General features: G+C 52.8%; 13 protein-coding genes. 5 read left to right on the top strand and 8 right to left on the bottom strand.

The window, feature by feature from the left end; genetic code table 11:
* Nucleotides 1–31 precede the first annotated feature (31 nt).
* Nucleotides 32–601 (top strand): Uma2 family endonuclease, encoded by a 570-nt coding sequence (locus tag SH527x_RS19820; RefSeq protein WP_437192423.1) that lies wholly within the window; start codon nucleotides 32–34, stop codon nucleotides 599–601.
* A gap of 119 nt (nucleotides 602–720) precedes the next feature.
* The gene (locus tag SH527x_RS19815) at nucleotides 721–2,532 is read left to right on the top strand and encodes an adenylate/guanylate cyclase domain-containing protein (RefSeq protein WP_437192422.1); all 1,812 of its coding nucleotides are present in this window, start codon (nucleotides 721–723) and stop codon (nucleotides 2,530–2,532) included.
* A gap of 80 nt (nucleotides 2,533–2,612) precedes the next feature.
* Here the strand turns inward: SH527x_RS19815 and SH527x_RS19810 are convergent, their stop codons facing one another.
* Together SH527x_RS19810 and SH527x_RS19805 are read right to left on the bottom strand one after the other, a co-directional pair.
* Nucleotides 2,613–4,835 carry a protein kinase domain-containing protein gene (locus SH527x_RS19810; protein ID WP_437192421.1) on the bottom strand — a complete coding sequence of 741 codons (2,223 nt, stop codon included), beginning with the start codon at nucleotides 4,833–4,835 and terminating at the stop codon, nucleotides 2,613–2,615.
* A 213-nt stretch (nucleotides 4,836–5,048) separates the two neighbouring features.
* Complete coding sequence (locus SH527x_RS19805; RefSeq protein ID WP_437192420.1) at nucleotides 5,049–5,672, bottom strand: RNA polymerase sigma factor; 624 nt, start codon at nucleotides 5,670–5,672, stop codon at nucleotides 5,049–5,051.
* Nucleotides 5,673–6,260: 588 nt separating this feature from the next.
* Between SH527x_RS19805 and SH527x_RS19800 the strand changes: the two genes are divergently transcribed.
* Nucleotides 6,261–7,385 carry a bile acid:sodium symporter family protein gene (locus tag SH527x_RS19800; RefSeq protein WP_437192419.1) on the top strand — a complete coding sequence of 375 codons (1,125 nt, stop codon included), beginning with the start codon at nucleotides 6,261–6,263 and terminating at the stop codon, nucleotides 7,383–7,385.
* Nucleotides 7,386–7,462: 77 nt separating this feature from the next.
* Here the strand turns inward: SH527x_RS19800 and tsaE are convergent, their stop codons facing one another.
* From tsaE to SH527x_RS19785, 3 genes are all read right to left on the bottom strand, one after another.
* On the bottom strand, nucleotides 7,463–7,936 hold the full coding sequence (gene tsaE / locus SH527x_RS19795) for a tRNA (adenosine(37)-N6)-threonylcarbamoyltransferase complex ATPase subunit type 1 TsaE (protein WP_437192418.1): 474 nt from the start codon (nucleotides 7,934–7,936) through the stop codon (nucleotides 7,463–7,465).
* A 94-nt stretch (nucleotides 7,937–8,030) separates the two neighbouring features.
* Complete coding sequence (locus SH527x_RS19790) at nucleotides 8,031–9,335, bottom strand: coproporphyrinogen-III oxidase family protein (RefSeq protein WP_437192417.1); 1,305 nt, start codon at nucleotides 9,333–9,335, stop codon at nucleotides 8,031–8,033.
* 375 nt (nucleotides 9,336–9,710) lie between these two features.
* The gene (locus tag SH527x_RS19785) at nucleotides 9,711–10,532 is read right to left on the bottom strand and encodes a DUF1571 domain-containing protein (protein WP_437192416.1); all 822 of its coding nucleotides are present in this window, start codon (nucleotides 10,530–10,532) and stop codon (nucleotides 9,711–9,713) included.
* Between the two features lie 505 nt (nucleotides 10,533–11,037).
* Here SH527x_RS19785 and SH527x_RS19780 point away from each other — a divergent pair.
* Both SH527x_RS19780 and ccsA read left to right on the top strand, forming a co-directional pair.
* Nucleotides 11,038–12,090, top strand: coding sequence for a hypothetical protein (locus SH527x_RS19780; protein WP_437192415.1), 1,053 nt, complete (start codon nucleotides 11,038–11,040; stop codon nucleotides 12,088–12,090).
* Between the two features lie 127 nt (nucleotides 12,091–12,217).
* A complete protein-coding gene (gene ccsA, locus SH527x_RS19775; protein WP_437192414.1) occupies nucleotides 12,218–15,973 on the top strand; it encodes a cytochrome c biogenesis protein CcsA in 3,756 nt (1,251 codons plus the stop codon).
* 194 nt (nucleotides 15,974–16,167) lie between these two features.
* Here ccsA and SH527x_RS19770 read toward each other — a convergent pair whose 3' ends face one another.
* The 3 genes from SH527x_RS19770 to floA form a co-directional block, all read right to left on the bottom strand.
* Nucleotides 16,168–17,232 (bottom strand): 3-oxoacyl-ACP synthase III, encoded by a 1,065-nt coding sequence (locus SH527x_RS19770; RefSeq protein ID WP_437192413.1) that lies wholly within the window; start codon nucleotides 17,230–17,232, stop codon nucleotides 16,168–16,170.
* Between the two features lie 474 nt (nucleotides 17,233–17,706).
* Nucleotides 17,707–17,910 carry a hypothetical protein gene (locus SH527x_RS19765; protein WP_437192412.1) on the bottom strand — a complete coding sequence of 68 codons (204 nt, stop codon included), beginning with the start codon at nucleotides 17,908–17,910 and terminating at the stop codon, nucleotides 17,707–17,709.
* Nucleotides 17,911–18,125: 215 nt separating this feature from the next.
* Complete coding sequence (gene floA, locus SH527x_RS19760) at nucleotides 18,126–19,025, bottom strand: flotillin-like protein FloA (RefSeq protein WP_437194656.1); 900 nt, start codon at nucleotides 19,023–19,025, stop codon at nucleotides 18,126–18,128.
* Nucleotides 19,026–20,178: the final 1,153 nt, after the last annotated feature.

Below are 20,178 nucleotides of genomic sequence, written 5' to 3'. Positions count from 1 at the left end.
TTGGTCTTAAATGTAGATCAGTGAGGCGACCGTGCGGCGTTTGATGAGCAGTCAGGATTTTCTTGAACAGCGCAGCGAACTTCCAGATGCAGGTCAGTGGTCTGAATTGATTCGCGGCATCCCCGTGTCGCTCAATCCGCCGGACCTGGAGCATGGAACAACCGTGCTCAATCTTTCCAAGGCGTTGTCAAAGTATGTACACCGTACTTTGCACGGTTACGCTTGCTTCGACCTTGGAATCCATGTTGAGCAAAAGCCGGATACGATTCTGTTTCCTGCGATCAGCTACTTCACGCAGGGCGATCGCTTTGCGGAAACGGATAATGAGATCGCGCTCACGATTCCCAATCTGGTGATCGAGTTGCTGTCGACGCATGACCGACGGGGCACAATCAACGATCGGATCACGGCGTATCGACGACATGGAATCGCATCACTCTGGCTGGTTGACCCCATTCAACAATCCGTCCATATCGTGAATCAAATCACCACAGCCACACGACGTTTCGAAGCGAATGACGTGCTTCAGGGAGAACCGGCACTTCCAGACTTCCAAGTCGAAGTCGAAAAGCTGTTTGCACCACCTGACTGGGCCAAGTAGCAGCGGCATTCGTCCACATCAGCTTCCCCAACCGTCACGTCCGCGACTGGATCAAACTCCGATCAGGAACATGACCAAGCCGATTCGCCCCCGGGCATTCAAACGAGTTAAGCAGTGATATGGGTTACCACGTCAGCATCATTTCCGACAATCAAGTTGTGTTCGGGATGCCGCTGACTGGCAACCAGATTGAGCTGGGGCGACAACAGCCCGGAGAACCTGAGCCGTTTCGAGCAATCACGACGCCAGAAGGGACACGCCTGATTGTCGCTGCGACCACAGAACTTGCGGTTTCCAGGCGCCAGCTTCGAGTCGAAGTCCGTGAAGCGAACCGCATTGAGCTGACAAATCTGAGCACGTCAGCAACCCTCCAACTGAAGGGGCGACCAACACTCGCGCCAGGTCAGCGGACGACAATTGAGCTCCCCTGCTCCGTCACGATGGGAACCAGACTCTTTATCACGTTCAGTGCAGAAGAATCAGGGTCTGACCTGAAGGAGCTTCCGGAAGCAACCATCTTGCCGGGCCAGCAGCATCTCGGCGAACGCGGGAAGCTCGACGCTCTGCCGCTGATCCGTACGCGTGCCCCGGAACCACTCGTGCGGGCGTTGCAGACCATCATGGATGTCTACCTCAGCGCGAGAAACGAAGAGGAATTGTTTTCCAGCGCGATGGAAGGGGCTCTCGCGTTAATCGGGTTTGACATCGTCCGAATTCTACGAAAGAAGGCTGGCATCTGGGAAGAGGCGACTGCTCGCTCGGCCAGTCACTTCACATATCACGCCACGTCCCCGAGCCAGCAGGTTCTCAAAAGCGTTGAAGAGAAAAAACGCACATTCTGGGATACCAACCCGGATCATTCTGAATCCGCCAGCCTGACTCATGTGAACGCGGTCATCGGAGCACCGATTCTTGATGAGGCAGGGAATGTCATTTGCGTTCTCTATGGCGATCGACACCGCAGTCTGTCACTGGATTCTTCAAAAGAGATTTCAGCTCTTGATGCTCGCCTGATGGAACTGCTCGCCTGCGGGATTGCAGCAGGTCTGGCGCGACTGAAACAGCAGCAGCGTGCCGACCAGATGCGACTTCAGTTCGAACAGTTCTTCACTCCAGAACTGGCTGCCGAACTGGAACAGAATCCCGGCCTGCTTGAAGGTCAGGATGCAGAAGTCAGCTTACTGTTCTGCGACATTCGCGGATTCAGTCGCATCTCGGAACGCATTGGAGCGACCGAAACGTTCCATTGGATTCACGACATGATGGACATTCTGTCCGATTGTGTTCTGACGAACGGAGGCGTTCTCGTCGACTATATCGGCGATGAATTGATGGCAATGTGGGGTGCTCCACGAGCTCAAGCAGACCATGCAACTCTGGCCTGTCATGCAGCACTTGCCATGCAGAAAACGCTCCCGGAAATCAACCAGCGCTGGGAAGCACAACTGGGAGAACGAATCGAGCTGTCGATCGGCATCAACTCCGGAACTGTGAAAGTCGGAAACGCTGGTTCGAGTCGAAAGTTCAAATACAGCCCGCTCGGTACAGCGGTGAATGTCGCCAGTCGGGTTGTCGGCGCAACACGACATCTCAACACCTCTCTGCTCATCACAGGTTCGACAAGCCAGCAGCTTTCAGACGACCTTTTGCGCCGAAAATTGTGTGACGCCCGTGTCTTCAATGTTGACGAGCCAATTGAACTGATCGAACTCGTTACGGACCGACTGTCAGAGCGGTTGTTCCACGATTACGAACAGGCTCGCGTTGCGTTCGAGAAGGGTGAGTTCAGAACTGCGGCACACTTAACGGCCAGGCTTCTGGAGCAGTATCCGGAAGATGGTCCCTCTCTCGTCTTACTTTCAAGAGCTGTGCAGGCATTGGTCGACGGCCCCAGTTCGGATCATCCCGTCTGGCAACTGACGTCGAAATAGCTGTATCGTCACGGTTCAGGATTTCAGTTGTCTGAACGATCCGTCCTGAACTGCAGGACCGGCTAACTGAACGACTGGCGTTACTGGGCTTCGACCGTCGGCAAATTCGGTTGCGTGACAACGATATACAGACCGGTATTTCTCTGCTGCTGATTCTCTGGAGCCAACCAGTCATTCACAACAACCGGAGCGGCTGCTGCGATCTGTTCGTGGCTGGTCTCAGAAAGTGGATCAATAAACCGCGGCAGCAATCGACTGGACCGTCCTGCCACCGTCATTTCGCTTAACTGTTGCGGAGTCACCCGAAAGAAGTCCTGCCCTGCTTTCTCGACAGGTCGATTTTCTTTTTCCAACCCAGGATGCTGCAGCACCAGTCCAACTTCTTCCTTCCCTTCAAGCCAGTCTGTTCGGGAGTCAATCAGGATGGCGTTCTCCAGCATTTTCATCTGACCTAATTCGGTCCCCATCCCTAAGACACCCAACGGCTTGCCAGTTCCATCTTCGTCGGCCCAGATCGGAACACTTAACGCAACTCGCAACTTGCTTGAATTCGTACTCACGTACGGAGCAGAAAAGTGAGGAGCTCGAATTGGAGGAAGTTCATCGGCCGGGGTCTCGCGATCAAACTCTCGCCCACGGCCGTGGAAGTAATCACGATGCCGATAGTTGCCCCCTTCACTTTCCGCACGCGCACCACGTCTTCGAGGAACAACCACGAGCTGGGTTCCATCTTCGGCGACAATGAACCAGCTCGACGCGTTCAAATCACGGTATCGAACAAACTGCTCGCTGAGCCAGACCTGCAACTGCTCCTTCGCGACTTCGTCCTTTTTTCCATTGGCAAACTTCTGAAGTTCATCCCGCAGAAGTTTGCTGGTTGCCGCCCGATCAAGCACGGTCCAGCGATACTGAATTTCGCCGGCAAACATCTCCGCCGCATAATGAGCGGAAGCCGCCAGTGTCTGTGACTGCAACTGCTCAACAGCCGCTCGGGATGCCGCTTCTCGTCGTGCGATCTCTGCAAATCGGACGCTGGAAACAATGCTCGCAACCAACAACAGCACTGCAAACGTAGCCGCGAAACCGGAACTGCGGCGATGCTGATTGATATAGCGAACAACCCGTTCACCGACCCCTTCCTGATGCGCCTTCACCCGAGCGCCACCAAGATATCGGTCAAGATCCGCTGCAAGATCCAAGGCCGTTTCGTACCTGTTCTCCGGCTGCATTGCCATGGCCTTCAGGCAGATGGACTGCAATGCGCGCGGGACATGCTTTTGAATCTCACGTGGCAACGGGAAGTCAACTGCAAGGTTCTGATCAATCACCTTCGGCTGACGAGACCCTCGATACGGTGGGCGGCCAGTACAGATCTTGTAAAGAGTTGCTCCCAGGCAGAACAGATCCGCAGGTGGACCCGGCGGCGGTTGCCAGACAACTTGTTCCGGGCTCATATACGCCGGTGTTCCGCCTCCCTGCATTGAAGTCGAACTGTTGGAAGCCGACATCTTCAGATTCAACGTCTGTTCGCCGTTCATACGAAACCGGTCTTCGCGCCCAACTGTCGCCGCAAGGCCCCAGTCCACGACCATCGTTTCGCCGTATTTGCCAATCAGAATATTCTGAGGTTTGATATCGAGATGCACGATTCCACGGCTGTGCGCGTAGGCAATCGCGTTACATGTGTCCTTGATACGTTGAAGCAGATTCCGGAAATCTGAATTCCGAAAAGACGCGACCGAGCGAATCGGCTTGGAATGAAACCGGTCGATTTCTGCGTCCAGAGATTCCCCACGAATCAACCGCATCACGTAAAACGGGTGCCCTGCGGCGGTCCAGCCGAAGCCATGCACCGGAACCACGTTCGGGTGGTCAAGACGGCTCGTAATCTCTGCTTCAGCAACAAACCGTTCCATCATTCGCGGGCGGGTCGCATGCTGTTCCTGCAGGAACTTCACAGCGACATCACGGTGCAGAACGGTATCCGTTCCAGAGAAAACTCGACCAAGGCCCCCTGTTGCATAGAGCTGCATCTGCTCCACGCTGGTCATGACTGAGACGCTTCCCTCTTCGACCGGAAGTTGGGGAACGTTCGTTGGTTCGGCAACCATATGCTGCTGACTCGCATGAGAAAGCGAATCAAACTTCTCCCGAATTCTCTGGAGCGCGGCAATCTGTTCCGACAGCGGCTCTTTCAAATCGGGACAATCAGCGCAAAGTTGTTCGGCAGACAGCACTTCGCCACGTGCGAGTGCTTCCTCCCACTGATCCAGCAGTTCATCAAGACGAGAACTCGAAATCATTCTGCCAACGTTCCAATGTTGTACAAGGCGGTCGTCACGCTCACGCTTATGGCTGTTTTGTCCCAGTCTTTCACATCAACAAAACAGAAGCGAAACACAGGTCCAACACTCTGTCAAACCCGTTCAGACCGCAATATTCCGTTCGAATCCATCGAATCATTCACACGTTGTCTGGCCAAGACCGCGACTCCAAGGAGGTCACGAATAGCCATTCTAATGTGACTTATTTCCATCTAATGCCGCAGACAACCGCAGTCGGGCTCCGCGCCATCTTCGCTGAACAGTCTTCAAACTCAAGTTCAGTTCTTCGGCTGCTTCACTCTGATTCAAACCTGCATACCACAACAGGTCGAACATTTCCCGATCTTCCTCCGAGAGTCCTTCTACTAAACGGTGAAAATCCGCCCATTCGGCCAAACCGTGTGGATCACTTGTTGTTTCTGAGGGATTCGGCCCGTTTATCAACTCAGGAGGATCATCGTCCCCTGGCACCCAGGAAGCGTAATGAGCACCGACTCCATCACGTCCCTGATAGTGACGACAAAGATCCAGCAATTCCCGTCGAATCTGTAATGCCGCAAGGCGGTAAAAGTGCAAAGGGCTTTCGATTTTTACCGTTTTAAATGACTGATAGAGCCGTAACAGTGCTCCCTGAAAAACATCGTCCGTCTGCTCCCAACGACCTACACCGGGAAAGTCGCGTTTCAACCGACGAGTCAGTCGCAACAAGCGATCACCTGCGCCTGCGAGAAGTTCGTTGCGCGCACTGAGATCACCTGCAGCGAGACGCCGCAAACACTCTTCGATCAGCTCTTTTCCGATTTCCGTCCCAGCCATTGGACTACCAATGCATGCTGTATCGAATCGCCTCGACTATGAATCGTACCGGTTCTGGTTCGAGCCGGACGTCCTCAATTCGCAGAAATCACCCCGCTGAATTCACAAGGACAAAATCACACAAACGAGACATGTTTCCGAAAGCCAGACACACCATGGATGATATCCCAGTCACAAATACCGGACCAGACACATTTAAGCATCGAGGCGTCGCATCACACTGAATTGAAATGCCGTCGGCAGCAAAAGACCTGCATCTCCTGCAGAGATCATCTAACGGAACGTGGTCAGCGAGAGCGACACGTTCAACGTAACCATTGTCACACAATCCAATTACATCACAAAACATCTCTCTATCGTAAGAGAGTCAAAAACTTGACAAACTTTCAGCGAAACCGGGAGATTTCCTGTCTCACAAACTCAGCCACTTCCGCAATGTCTCATAGAGGAATGTTTCTGCAGGGAGTCTGAATCCGGAAGTCCTCATTCCGGCAGAGAACAGTACGGCAGAGAAGCAACACCGCCTTTCATGAATAACGCAGTTCAGAAAATCCACATCATGCACGTCGAATCAATTCAGAACAGGATTTGAATATCGACATTCAGGACCAACAAGACGTTGCCGTCACTCAAGTGAAAACGCCACTCAATGTATCCGAATTTCGACACCAGCCATTTCCAGCTGGTGCAGCGAACATTGCGCGACCATCTCGTGGCCATTCATTCAAGGTGATTCTGTTGCTCTTGCTGATGTACGGGCTGGCAATCTGCATTCCTGACCCTGGCCTGATGCTCTTATCGCTCTCTTCACCAGAGTCGGCAGGTGTCTTTCGGGTTTCGCTCCAGCACCTCCTCCTGGGGTGTTTGCTCCTCTGTGCTGGCCTGACAGTGGAATCCACGCGAATTGCTCCGGCCAGCCTGAAGATGCTTCCACTTTCCAGCATTGGAACATGGCTTGTCCCTGCTGTTGTCATTGGCCTGACAGCGATCATCGCCCGCTGGTTCGGGGTCCCGGATGGAATGATCTATGGACTGGTATTAGCGACATCCATGCCGATTGCGAACTCATCAGTCGGCTGGACGCATCTTGCCAGCGGGAACCTTCCGCTCAGTCTCGGCATGTTGCTGATTGCCACAATCGCCGCCCCGTTGTGTGCTCCCATTGTTTTCAATCTTCTTGAAATCCTTTCGCCGACCAACAACACGTCCCCGACCGAAATCTTTCCTTGGACGAAGCTGACCAGCTTTCTCAGCATCTGGGTAGTGTGTCCCGCGCTTGTGGGACTGACCATCGGCCTGTGGTCACGAAAGAAGGGTATCGTCTGGTCAAAACAGTGGCTCAGCCGAGTCAGCCTGACCTGCCTGTTGCTGCTGAATTACATCAACGCCTCTTCGGTGCTGCTCAAAATACGCAGTGAAGATGTCTTTCTGATTGGCCTGCTGTTCGTCTTCGTTTCGAACGCAATCCTCGTCACCGCCGCATGGTTTCTTTCCCGGAGACTCTATGCTCCCAAAGAAGACGCCATTGCATTCAGTCTCGCATGTGGGCTGAGGAACACAGGGGCCGCAGTTGTACTGGCCAGCACCATCTTCGTGCACGACCCGCTCATCATCATGACAATTCTGCTCCAGACACTTGTGCAGCATTTGGTCGCAGGTGGACTGGTCTCAATGTTGACTCAACGCGAACGCTCAACAGCTGTCACGCGGTAGCCTGATGATTCTCGACTGAAGAATGGCAGCGCCATCATCCGCCTGGCGTTCTGCTGAGTTGAATCTCAAACGACAGGCTATTCGCCAAGACGCTGAACCAAGGCCATGATGATCGCGAGACTTCGTGGGCCGGAACTGGAAATTGCCAGCGTCCGTGAACTCTCTCCACTGACGCTGATCTGCACTGACAATCGGTCATTGGGTAGGACATCTTCCACACGATTCGCCCATTCAATCAGCGAAACACAATCCCCGCCAACCAGCTCATCTGATCCGAGTTCCAAAAACTCGTCGATATCGTTCAGCCGGTAGGCATCGATATGACAAACTGGAATACGACCTGCATATTCCTGAATGATCACAAATGTCGGGCTGTGAACGTCACTCGGATCGACTCCCAGCGCACCAGCAACCGCTTGCACCAGATGCGTTTTACCAGCACCGAGATCTCCATCCAGCGCAACCACATCGCCGACGTCCAGGCAATCCGCGAGTGCCGCACCGATTCTCAAGGTCTCTTCGAGGGAGCTGGATTCAAGCGTTAAAAACATCGGTGACATTCGAAAGAGTGAAATTAAAAAAGCGACTCCCAATCGACAAAGGGGAGCCGCATTTCCTTGCGCGCAGATACTCATCAAGTGCAGATTACGTGTACCGAACTTCGCGATGCTGCTCTTCGAAGTATTCCGTCAGCAGGCTATCCACTTGTAGCAACCCTTTTCTGGTCAACTGCACGCGATCTCCTTCAATCGTGAGGTACCCGGCACGCTGCTGATTCTGCAACGCTTCAGCAAACTCGACCAGCGGATCGACTCCGAACTTCTCTCGAAACGGAGCGGCGTTCAACTGCCCTTCTTTCATCTGCAGTACCCATTCGCGAACGAACCGCTGATGAGGAGTCGGAGTCAGTGCACGTTTCACCGGAAGTTCTCCGGAGTTGACGGTCACCATGTACTTCTCGAGCTCGTCCTGATTCTGGTAGTGGACTCCCTGCAAGTGCCCGAAGGATGACACGCCGACAGCAATAATATCGCTGCCACGGAACAGGTTGTCGCGATAATGGAACTTGTCGGTCTGCCGACTTCGAACCAGTTCATTCCCGCTCGACACCTCATAACCCGCTTCAACGAACCGATTGATCGCCTCATTCGCCCAACGACGCTTCGTCGGCCAATCCGCGACCGGCGCCTCGATTCCTTCGGTCAGCATCTCTTTCGAAATGACCGTATTCCACGGCAATTCCATCTGATAAACGGTCACATTATCAGGATCCATCGCCAAAGCGCGATCGATGCAGTTGTGCCAGTTCTCGTCAGTCTCGCCGATCATTCCTGCAATGAGATCGATGTTGACCTGAGGGAAGCCGACTTGCTGAATCCATCCGTACGCCTTCTCAATTTCAGGCGACAGGTGAGCGCGACCGTTCTCTTTCAAAATCTCATCATTGAAGTTTTCGACGCCGAGGGACACACGCGTAATTCCGATGTCCTTGAGCGTCTGCACTTTCTCCAGAGACAGCGTTCCTGGTTCACACTCAAAGGTCACTTCTTTGGCCGTATCCCATGACACGGATTCACTGAGCCGGTCACGCAACATTCGCAATTGCTTGGCGCTCAGATAAGACGGAGTTCCCCCTCCGAAGTAGACGAACTGCAATTCCCGATCAGCAATCGCCGTGCGATCTTTGAGCAGCTGCACTTCTTTATCAAGCGTCTCGACATAGCGCTTGATAGTGTCTGCATTTTGCTGAACATAGACGCGGAAATAGCAGAACTTGCAGCGTTTTCGACAGAAGGGAATGTGTAGATACATCCCCATCGGAACAGCTTTGTTCGGCGTCGCATCCAGAGCTTCATAGAACTCCGGAACAGCATCCTTCTTCCACTGCGAAAACGGTGGATAGTTCGAGATGAAGTAGCTGCCGATCTCGGTTTTTGTTTCAGTAGCCATTGGCTGCTCCGGTGTCGAGGCAGGTTGCAACAGGTGGGTCAGATTCGAATTCAAAAACCAGTCTGCATCACCGGTCCGAGCGAGAGTAGAAGTAAGCGACTCTCAAATTCAAATTGAAGTCCATCATGCGGTCATGATTCGTCTGAGCGATTATCGCGCGAAACGCTCTCTCAGGCTACCCTGCATCAAAAGAAACCACAGACTTCTGATCGAAATTGGGAGATCGCCCCACGAAACGACCGCTGCAAAGCGATCAGTCAATCTTCTCAATCTGAGAGACCATAGCTGAATCTGACTTCACCAAAAGACAAAGGCCACCTCAAACGAGATGGCCCTTGCTCTGGGAGACGATTCAAACGCGAAAACGTCAGTACTCTAAAAGTTGTACTGCGGGTTTCGTGTACTGAAATCCATTTCGTTCAGACCAACATTGAACTGAAGATTTCCATAGAGATAATCTTCCACGACCTGTGGGCCAGTGTCTCGAGGACCTGCAAACGCGAGTGCCTGGAACCGAATCGGTCGCCCGGTGGCCTCATCCATAAACAATCTGGTTGTCTGGAAACGAGCATTCTGATGACGCTTGGTATGCGTCACTTCCACCATATTGCACTTCAGCGTCCCGATGGAAACTCCGCGTTCGTTGCGAACCTGCTGGCCATCAAGGTGAGCCTCCTCCAGCCAGAGTTCCAGAAGCTTCGTAGTCAAATGCCGTAACCCAATACTGGTGACAGGATAGCGATTCTCATCCATCGCGAAGGAGCCTGTCGGATCAAGCGAGACGGTTCCGGCCAGCCCGGCAAATCCGACTTCCTTCACCTTCAATTGGTTCTTATCCTGACCGTGAACATAAAGCACTTCACGGCCAGCACTTGGAGAAACAAACTTGAGATAGACACTGAATGGAGCTTCTCGTAACTTCAATCCCATCCGTGATTCGATCATCTTTCGACCGACCAGTTCCTTCTTATAGAACGTCGCGGTGTAATCCTGAACGTCATCCAGCGATCGCATACTTGCGGCGACCGTCCGAAAAGCGGGGCCAAGCGTGCTCGCTTCGGCTGCTGCATCCACTTTCTCAAGAATCTGTGTCGGGCCGGCGAATGCGGGACGTGAAAACCATCCCATGCCGAAAGAGGCTGCCCCTGCGAGAGTTGTGGCAAGAAAGTGCCGACGATTTTGTGTCTCAATCCCCATAATTCCCTACTCCCTACACTTATTTAGCCGCTTGGCTCGCCCTGAATGATCTGGGACTTCGCCAGCCACCATTTCCTGCAAAAATTCGATCTTAAATCACTGTGGCTTCATTACTTTTGATCACAGCGATGGATCGAAAACAGATTGCAGTGAGACCTTCCTTGTTCTCTCACCTTAAACTCATCGTCATGGAAGGATTCCAACTTGCCGTTGGTTCCGACAATTCCGTCCATGCCGATCAGGAAGAATAGAAAAGAAGGAAACAATAACCAGGCCGAAATTTGACTCTTCACAAAAGAGCACGAAGCAGATTCCGTGCCAATAACATTCTCTGTCTCTGAGAAATCCACCGGCATTTATGTACTTTTCATTCTTGTCGCAACTATAATCCTTGATTAACCCGTTGAGCCAAGCAACCAAAGTGTTCCTCGCCAAAATGGGCTACTGACTGCCTACCGTACTTCAGGCGTCCCACCCGCTTCCCTCTGTGTTGAGTTTCGACCTCATGCTTAATCGCTTGCTTCTGCCGGCATTTCTCGCCTCGTTGTTTCAAGGCTGTGGACGTGACGAGATTCAGCAGTACTCCGTACCAAAGTCCAAAGACTCCGCTGTTGTCAAACCGGATAAAGTCGCAGCTGGCCCATTAACCGGCAGTACAAATGGCTGGTTCTTCAAAGTAATGGGACCGACGGACGATGTCCTGAAGCAGACACTCCCATTCACTCAGGTGATTCAGTCACTGCAATTCTCAGAAAACGGAACACCTCGCTATCAGGTTCCGGAAGGCTGGCTGGTTTCGAACGGACCAGCGCCGCGATACCAGACACTCTCGATTCCAGACACGACACCACCGCTCGAAGTGACGATCTCGACACTTCCTGTTACCGGTCCGGACATCAGCAAATATCTGTTTGCCAACATCAACCGCTGGCGTCAGCAGTTGGGACTGGAAGAGATGCCTGAAGCAAAATGGCAGGAAGAAGCCATGGCTCGTGGAGAACTGATCATTTCTCCTCGCAGTTCACGTCTGGTGGCTCTCATCAATCTTAAAGGAACGACCGCAATGGTCGGGCCAACACGCATGCTGGCTGCTGTCGTCATCGACGATCCAAACAGCGCCAAGGAAATGGCCGGGGAAAAGAATTCACCAGTCACGTTCACTGAGCCAGAAGGCTGGAAACGCAACGCCGGAAATTCCATGCGGCTGGCGTCTCTGGAAGCTCAAGCGGAAGGTGGCGTTGTCGACGTCAGTGTCTCCCGTTTCCCAGGCGGGGGAGATGTTCTGGCGAACGTGAACCGCTGGCGTTCACAGGTTTCTCTGGAACCACAGACTGAAGAACAACTCAACGCCGAAAAGACTGCCATGAAGATTTCCGGCGAAGAAGCAACCTTTGTCGAAGCATACGGGGCGGAACAATCCATCCTCGCAGCAATAGTCGAGGACGGAGACGCCAAATGGTTCTTCAAAGCCCAGGGACCAACGGCAGCGATCAAAGCCGAACGCGATCGTTTCATCAAGTTTCTGGAATCTGCCAAACTGGAAATGCAAAGTAAGTAGCCCTAGGTCCTGCCAGGGACACAGATCTCAGTCAAATCATCCCACCAAAACTCTCGTGCTTCTGATGTGATCAGCGAGAATACACTTCTCTCCTATCCAGTCGAAAACGAGGCGAGAAATGCCCCAGATGACTACCAATCCGGAAAACCTGCCAGCGCCTTCCTCGCAGGTTCAAGATGGCGAACCACGTCGCGAGATTCCTATTTCGACCTCACCGATCTGGTCGAAAATCCAGGCAATCCTGATTCCACTCGCCTCCTTGAAGATCACCATTGCTTCGTTTCTGGCGGCGATCTTCATCGTGCTCGTCGGGACTCTGGCTCAGGTGGACGATGACATCTGGAAGGTCGTTCGTGAATATTTCCGCGTCGACTTTCATCGATTGCTGACGACGACTCCCCCATTCATCCATCTGGAAGAAATGTTCGTCTGGGTTCGCCCTGCGTTGTTCTTCCCCCCGGCCTTCTTCCCCACCGGAGCGCCATCATTCCCACATTATGTTGGAATCTGGTTCCCGAAAGGCTGGATCATCGGGACTGTCATGCTGGTCAACCTGCTGGCGGCACACCTTGCCCGCTTTCAGGTTCAAGCAAAAGGAAGACGACTTGTTGTCGGCTGGATCGTCCTTGGACTCGGTTCGTTAGTCACTCTGGCGGTGATCCTCAGCGGTTCCAACCCGGACGGCCTGCAAGCTGATCCCATCATTGGCTACTCCTCACTTTGGTGGCTCACAGAATCCGCCTTGTTCGGACTTTGTGCCGTCTGTACTTATGCAGCGATTGTCGCTGGGAAACAGCATCCTGAACGCCGCTGGCTCTTCGGCAGCCTGGCAGTCAGCCTGTTGATTGGCTCCATTGTTGCCACCAAAGGGGACGGCAGCGACGAAGCAACGATGCGAATTTTGTATCAGGTAATGAAAGCGACCTTCGCCGGAGTCGTGTTACTGGCTGGTTGCCTTCTGATCTTCAAGAAGCGCGCCGGAATCGTTCTTCTCCATGCTGGCATCGCACTGATGATGGGCTACGACGTCCTCGTTGGAACCCAGCACATTGAAAGCCAGATGCACATCATTGAAGGGGAAACCGTTTACTTCAGCCGCGACATGCGACACGCCGAGATCGCTGTCACTGACCAAACCGATCCCGAGAATGAAAAGATCACCGTCATCGGCGGTGACCGCTTCAACGGGAAAGGGAAAGTCATTGAAGACCCTCGTATTCCCTTCAAAATTGAAGTGCTGGAATACTATCAAAACTCAACTCTTCTCGGGCCAAGGCAACCTGTCCCTGAAGGATTGCCTGCAGAAAATCCGGCCACTCAGGGGATCGGAAAAACGATACGGACTGCCCCAGTTCGCGGTTCAACCGGAACAGACACCGGCGCGAAGTTTGACGTCCCGAGTGCCTACTTGAAAATCACTTCGAGTGACGGCAAAGACCTGGGTGTCTACCTCGGTTCCGCGCACCTCGAACTGAACATGAGCGATGCCTCAGATGAAGTGACTATTGGCGATAAGCAATACAAAATTTCGCTGAGATTCAAACGCATTTACAACCCTTACTCCATCACCCTGAAAGACGTTCAGAAGAACGACTACAAAGGGACCACAAATGTCAAAGATTACTCATCCTATATTGAACTGAACGATCCGGTCAGCGGCGTGAAATTCGACCATCGCATCTGGATGAATAATCCGATGCGATACGGCGGAAAGACGTTCTACCAGTCCGGCTATTCCAAGCTCAGCGACGGCGAAATGACGACACTTCAGGTCGTCGACAACGCCGGTTGGATGACCCCTTATGTTGCCTGCATGATGACCGTCGTGGGGATGATGTACCACTTCGGGCAGACACTCCTGCGTTATCTCAATCGACGCCTGCGACAGACACAGCAAGGTTTGGTCGCGTCGAACATTGACACCATCGGGGACGGTTCCGCCAAAGCACTTCCAACAAACGATTCGATTGCCCGATATAAGCGTCAGCAGAGAACCGGCACCATCGTCGCCGCATCCATCACCTTGCTGATCGGAACCTGTCTGGCCTACACCGCCATGCCGGTTCGGGTGAAATCCGACCAGTTCAACCTGGCCGAGTTCGGTAAGTTGCCGATGTGGTACAAAGGTCGAGCCATGCCGTTCGACACGTTCGCACGTAACACAGTGATGCAGCTGTCAGATTATCAGCGATACACCAACACCGATGGCAAAAAACGACCGGCCATTGAGTGGCTCATCGCAATGATGACCGACGAAGAGAAGGCGCGCAAACTCCGTGTCATTCGAATTGAAAACGAAGAAGTTCGCCGACTCATCGGGTTGGAAAACCGCGAAGGGATGACCTACTCCGCGGAGGAACTGAAACCGAAGATCGAGAAGATTTTCGAACAGGCTCAACTGGCGACCAAAACGCCAGCCAAAGAACGATCACTGATTCAACGCAAAACAGTTGAAGTTGCCAACCGATTTGTCCTTTACAGTTTCCTGGAACGGACACTGGGGAATGCTCCACAGCTTCCAAAGTCGGATCTCCCGGAAGACACTCCAGCCGCAGCGAAAATTGCAACGCGTGCTCAGCAGTACTTCGAATATCTGCGTGGAACTCAAAATGCCATCTCGCAGTTCAGCGAAGATTTCGGGCTGGGTCCAATGCCACTGACGGTCCCGACTCACCTTGGAACAGAGGACATCAAGCGTCCGAATATCCCGGAATTAAATTCCAAGTGGGAAACGCTGACGATTGCACATATTTATGATCAGTTCTACAGCGAATTCCCTGCGAAAACACCGCCGGCCATTGAGCAATTCATTGCAATGCTTAACGCCTACAAAGCAGGTGACGTTCAGAAATTCAACGCCGATCTGAAAACCTATCAGGCGTTCCTCGCGAAGAACGCATCAGCTGAAGACGTACCTGTTCAGAAGGTCGCTTTTGAAGCATGGTTTGATCGCGTCTCGCCATTTAATGTCAGCTCTTACCTGTATGTCTTCGCTGGCGTTCTGGCACTGTTTGGCTGGCTCTTCCTGCCGGCCATTTTCCAGAAGTCTTCGTTCTGGGTGCTGGTGCTGATCTTCACCGTTCACACTCTCGCACTCTTAGGGCGAATCTATATTTCCGGGCGTCCCCCGGTAACAAATCTGTATTCATCAGCAGTCTTCATTGGCTGGGCAGTCGTTCTTGGCGGTTTAATCGTGGAACTGCTGACAAAGATCGGGGTCGGAAACTTCGTTGCCGCGATCTCCGGCTTCCTCACTCTTCGTATTGCCGCAGGTCTGGCTGCTGACGGAGATACCTTTGTGGTTCTGGAAGCGGTGCTCGATACGCAATTCTGGCTCGCGACACACGTGGTCTGTATCTCCCTCGGATATGCAACCACTTACCTCGCAGGCATGTTTGGAGTCGTCTATATCGGGATGGGTCTGTTCACCAAACGACTCACCCCAGCCGTCAGCAAAGAGCTCATCCGCATGATTTACGGTGTGCTTTGCTTCGCAACGTTCTTCAGCTTCTGGGGAACAGTGCTTGGCGGACTATGGGCCGATGACTCTTGGGGCCGGTTCTGGGGATGGGACCCGAAAGAGAATGGTGCATTGATCATTGTTCTCTGGAACGCACTTGTTCTGCACGTTCGCTGGGGCAAGATGACATCCGATCGGGGAATCGCCATTCTCTCCGTCCTCGGAAACATTGTCGTCAGCTGGTCCTGGTTCGGAGTTAACGAACTCGGTGTCGGATTGCACAGCTACGGATTCACCGAAGGGCGACTCATGTATCTGGGACTTTTCGCCCTGTCACAGCTGGCCATCTCTGCACTGGCTTTAATTCCGCTTCAGTACTGGCGAAGTTCCAACCAGATTGCCAATAAAGCAGCGATTTCGTAATCGACCGCGTAGCAGCCTTCTCCTCTGGAGAAAACTGTATCCCGCGTGTCAGATTCGCTGAATCATCTCGACAGATCTTAAAAACGCCCCTGCATTCATTTGAACGCAGGGGCGTTTTCTCTTTGAAGACGATTTGGAATCGGGCTTCGTACCGACAAGCTATTTACAGCGATCCCGATTCGCGATCCCAGACGCTATTCAGAAAGCGTCTTCTGCCAATCCAGTCCCAGCATGATGCAGTTGAGACCGCTTCCAATGCCGAGAAGAGCGACCTGATCACCATCCTGAACAAACTGACGTTCCGATCCCAATGCGACAGCGGTTGGAAGTGCAGCCGCTCCGGTATTGCCCAGAAAGTCGACGGTAGGAAAATCGAGCTCTTCGGAAAGCCCCAGGCGTTTCAGCAGGAGTGAGCGATGGGCCTTCCCGACCTGATGGGTAAACACCCGATTCACGTTTTCGTTCTGCCATCCCAACTCTTGCTTCGCCAATTCCCAAGTCTTGTCCGCCAGATCGACACCGGCATGCAACAGAGCTTCGGAATCGGTGCTCATCACAGGACGGCCATCACTTGCTCCCGGGGAATCAACGCCACCAGCACAGAGTTCATGTTGCGACGTGTTCGCCAATGCAGCTCCCCCCAACAGACGGTTCCCCGTACGCGAGATCGACTCATCACATAACACGATCGCCGCCGATCCTGACCCGATTGTCAGCGATGCGAAATCGAGTTTGATCGACTTTCTGGTCACCGATGGATCACGCAGCAACTTTGCGATCGTTCCTTCAACAAGCGGACGTCCCACTTCGGTTCCGACAACAATCCCTGCTTTGATGCGGCCGAGTTCGATCATGTCCGCAATCATCAACATGCCATTCAGCAACCCCAGACAGGCGTTACTGACATCCAGCACCAGTGCCTCTGCCGGAAGTCCAGCTGCATGATGCACGCCGGCAGCTGTCGCAGGTTCCATCTGATCGCGACAAACGGACCCGTGGATCAATGCCCCGCAGTTTGCTGGATCCAGTCCGGAAACCTGAAGTGCCTTCCGAACGGTCTGACCGCTGATCATTCCCGGCAGTGTTCGTGGAGGAAAGAATCTCCGCTCCCGGATCCCCGACATCAGTTCCAGACGCCCGGCAGGCAGTCCCAATCGCTCATACACCGGTGCAAGCTGGTTCTCAATTTCAGCAGAAGTGACAACATCCGGTGGCAGTGTCGTGACGAACGCGTCAACGCAAACTCGTTGATACTTCATAATTCGAGTTGATTCCGAAATGGTTACTTACAGTCTCTTGGGAGAACGCGCCCTGACTTGATCCGACCTATGAGAACAGGTTCAGACGGTCATGGTCCAAATCGCTCAACCACCGGGTGCTACTTGTCGACGCATGCGACCTGAGTCGGGCCTGCCCTTCAAATTTGATTGGCGGCACACATGGTAGAGCAAACAGAACGAATATAAAAACAAAATGCCTGCCGCAGAGAGACTCTGCGGCAGGCACATTCAGGTCTTACACGTCAAAATCAGTCGAGGCTGGGAGGTGGATGACCGTGCGACCGTGAACCCGAAGGTGAACCCGGGTGACTGGAGCAAGCGGATTTCAAAAACCTGCAACCTGAATCAATGAGTTCGAGAGATCAACAAAACGCTGATAACCCGAACACTTTCACCAGATAAGACGAGAGATCCAAACGCTGTCGATGCAAAACAACGACAGCAAAAACGGAACTAGACAGCTGCTGTTTCAATGATCTTTGCGGTCGACAACATTGATTCAATCGCTGCAATTTCTGCATATTGGCCACGGCGACGCTGGTCGACTTCTTCGGTGAATTCTGCAGGATCAAGTGCTACAGAACTACGAACGAAACGGAGCCCGCGAAGGAGGAGTTCTTGCTGTTTGCGTGTGAGTTGAATATTCAATTCTGCCATCTCAGTAATCTTCCATATCACGACACCGCCGAAAAACCTCCAACATTTCATCCGTGGCTCTGTTGGTATGGCAAGTGTCGGTCAATTCAAACCGCCGAATCCGTCAGCGGCATGGATAATAAAGTTCGTCTTCTTTTAATCGTACGCAGGAGGTGCAAAGCTTTGTGATCAATTGTTGCCGAGTTGTATTCCAAATATCCAGCAAAATCTGCCGTTCAACTCCTAACCGCTTCAATCTTTCCATTTGCTGAAGCCCGCAGCATCCCATTCTGGAAGGCTTCTGCCATTGCCTTCGGGATTTCAGACTCAGCGAGCACCACCTTCGACCGATTCTCTTGTGTTCTTGCCTGCATTTCTTGTTCCGTTGCCACCGCTTCTGCTCGCCGTTGTTCGGCGTGAGCACGGGCAACGCGCATATCTGCTTCTGCCTGATCAGCTTGCAATCTTGCGCCGACATTTGCTCCCACTTCAATATCAGCGATATCGATGGAAACGATTTCGTACGCAGTCTGGGAATCCAGGCTTTTCCGGAGTACTGCCTGAGCAATCAATGCAGGATTTGCAAGCACTTGCTTGTGGGTGTCGCAGTTGCCGATCGCCGACACGATCCCCTCCCCAACTCGTGCAATCACAGTGTCTTCCGTCGCCCCGCCGATCAACTGACTCAAGTTCGTACGGACGGTAACTCGCGCACGTGCCTTCAATTGAATTCCGTCCTTAGCGACGCCGTCCAGAGTCATTCGCCCATGCCGGATGTCTGGACAGTCAATCACTTTGGGGTCGACGCTTGTCCGCACGGCCTCAAGAACGTCACGACCAGCAAGGTCGATCGCTGCTGCTGTGTCCCAGTCCAAGGGAATCTGAGCTCGGTGTGCGGCGATCAACGCTCGAACAATCCGTGGGACATTCCCGCCCGCAAGATAGTGACAGGTGAGGCTTCTGGTCGGAATATCTGTAATCCCCGCCTGAACCGCGGTGATCTTCGCATCAACGATTGTATTGGGGTTCACCTTCTGTAACCCCATGGCAACCAGTGCGAAAGGACCGATTCCAGCACGGGAGAAGAACGCACGAATCCACAAACTAAAATAGCTGCCGACGAAATAGATCACCATCAAGGTGAAGATCACCAGGAAAAAGATCCCGATGAGAATCGCCAGAAATGCGGGAGTTATTTCTGCTGCCAGGAGCTGCATTCCCGACGTGATGCCGTTTCCCACATTCCGCTCCTTAATAGTGACCTTGAAATTCTCTTGACACAATTTTGCGATTGTGATTGTAAAAAATTCTCACTGAATAACAACGTATCAACGCCAGGTCCCCGTCAAATCAGCTCGATCTGGGGGCCTTCTCTCCCCAAATCTCATTGGAAATTCGACGAATCAATGAGGTGCGCCCATGATTTGACCATCGCAGATGACACGCGAAACCCAGATATTCGTCAATTTCGATATCTCCGATCTCTGCGAAAAATCCCGTAGAATTAAAAATCGCGTTTGAGATCTCCGATCTGTTGGTATTCTGAATGGAAGCAAGATGGTCTCTCCAACTCTCAAGGCGGGATTCGCGCCACAGGCGCCAGCCACTCGGCATCTTTAGAATCACCCCACAATTTGTGCTGCCAGTTCTCGCTTGGCCTTGATGCATTGGAAGGCGGAAATTCATCCCCCGTCACAACGACGCCAGACCATCAATACTCAATTCACGTGATTCATTCCGATTGCGCTCAATTTAAAAGGAAAGACGATGACGACCAGGGTTCTAAACAGGGATACCCCGCAAATTGCAAATGAGGTCGCCGAACACAATCACGAGGACATCTGTGGGTCTTGCCACTGCGAGCCACACGAAATTGAACGTGCGGTGCTTCGAGAATTGCTCACCATTGCTGATGTCAAATTCAGTTCGCTACAGGTCCATCGCACAGCCAACAGCATCTGTCTGTCAGGCGTGGTCCGCGTTCCTGATAGCAGAAAAGTTCCCGAGATCGAGCATGCCGCATGTCGAGCGGCTGGCCTTCTCCATGTTGTGAATTGTCTCGTGATGCGAACACTGGAATCAGAGAACAAGCACGAAGGCCGAGGAAGCATTCCCCAGTACTGAGCGTTCCCGAGGTTGTGTTCGCGATCATTCGCAGGTTGGTAGAGGAACTCCCCAAACTCGTTTTCCCGCAATGGACTGTCGCTTCAGACCGGAGCGCGCATGAGGCGCTGTCGTCGCGATGCCGTCCGGGAAGATCGATCAGTAAGAAATCGAACCGTCACAATT

This window comes from Planctomicrobium limosum (genome assembly GCF_051465645.1).
In the GTDB taxonomy this organism is placed as follows: Bacteria; Planctomycetota; Planctomycetia; order Planctomycetales; family Planctomycetaceae; genus Planctomicrobium.
Note: the sequence above shows the minus strand (reverse complement) of the source record. Positions and strands in the feature narration are given on the sequence as shown.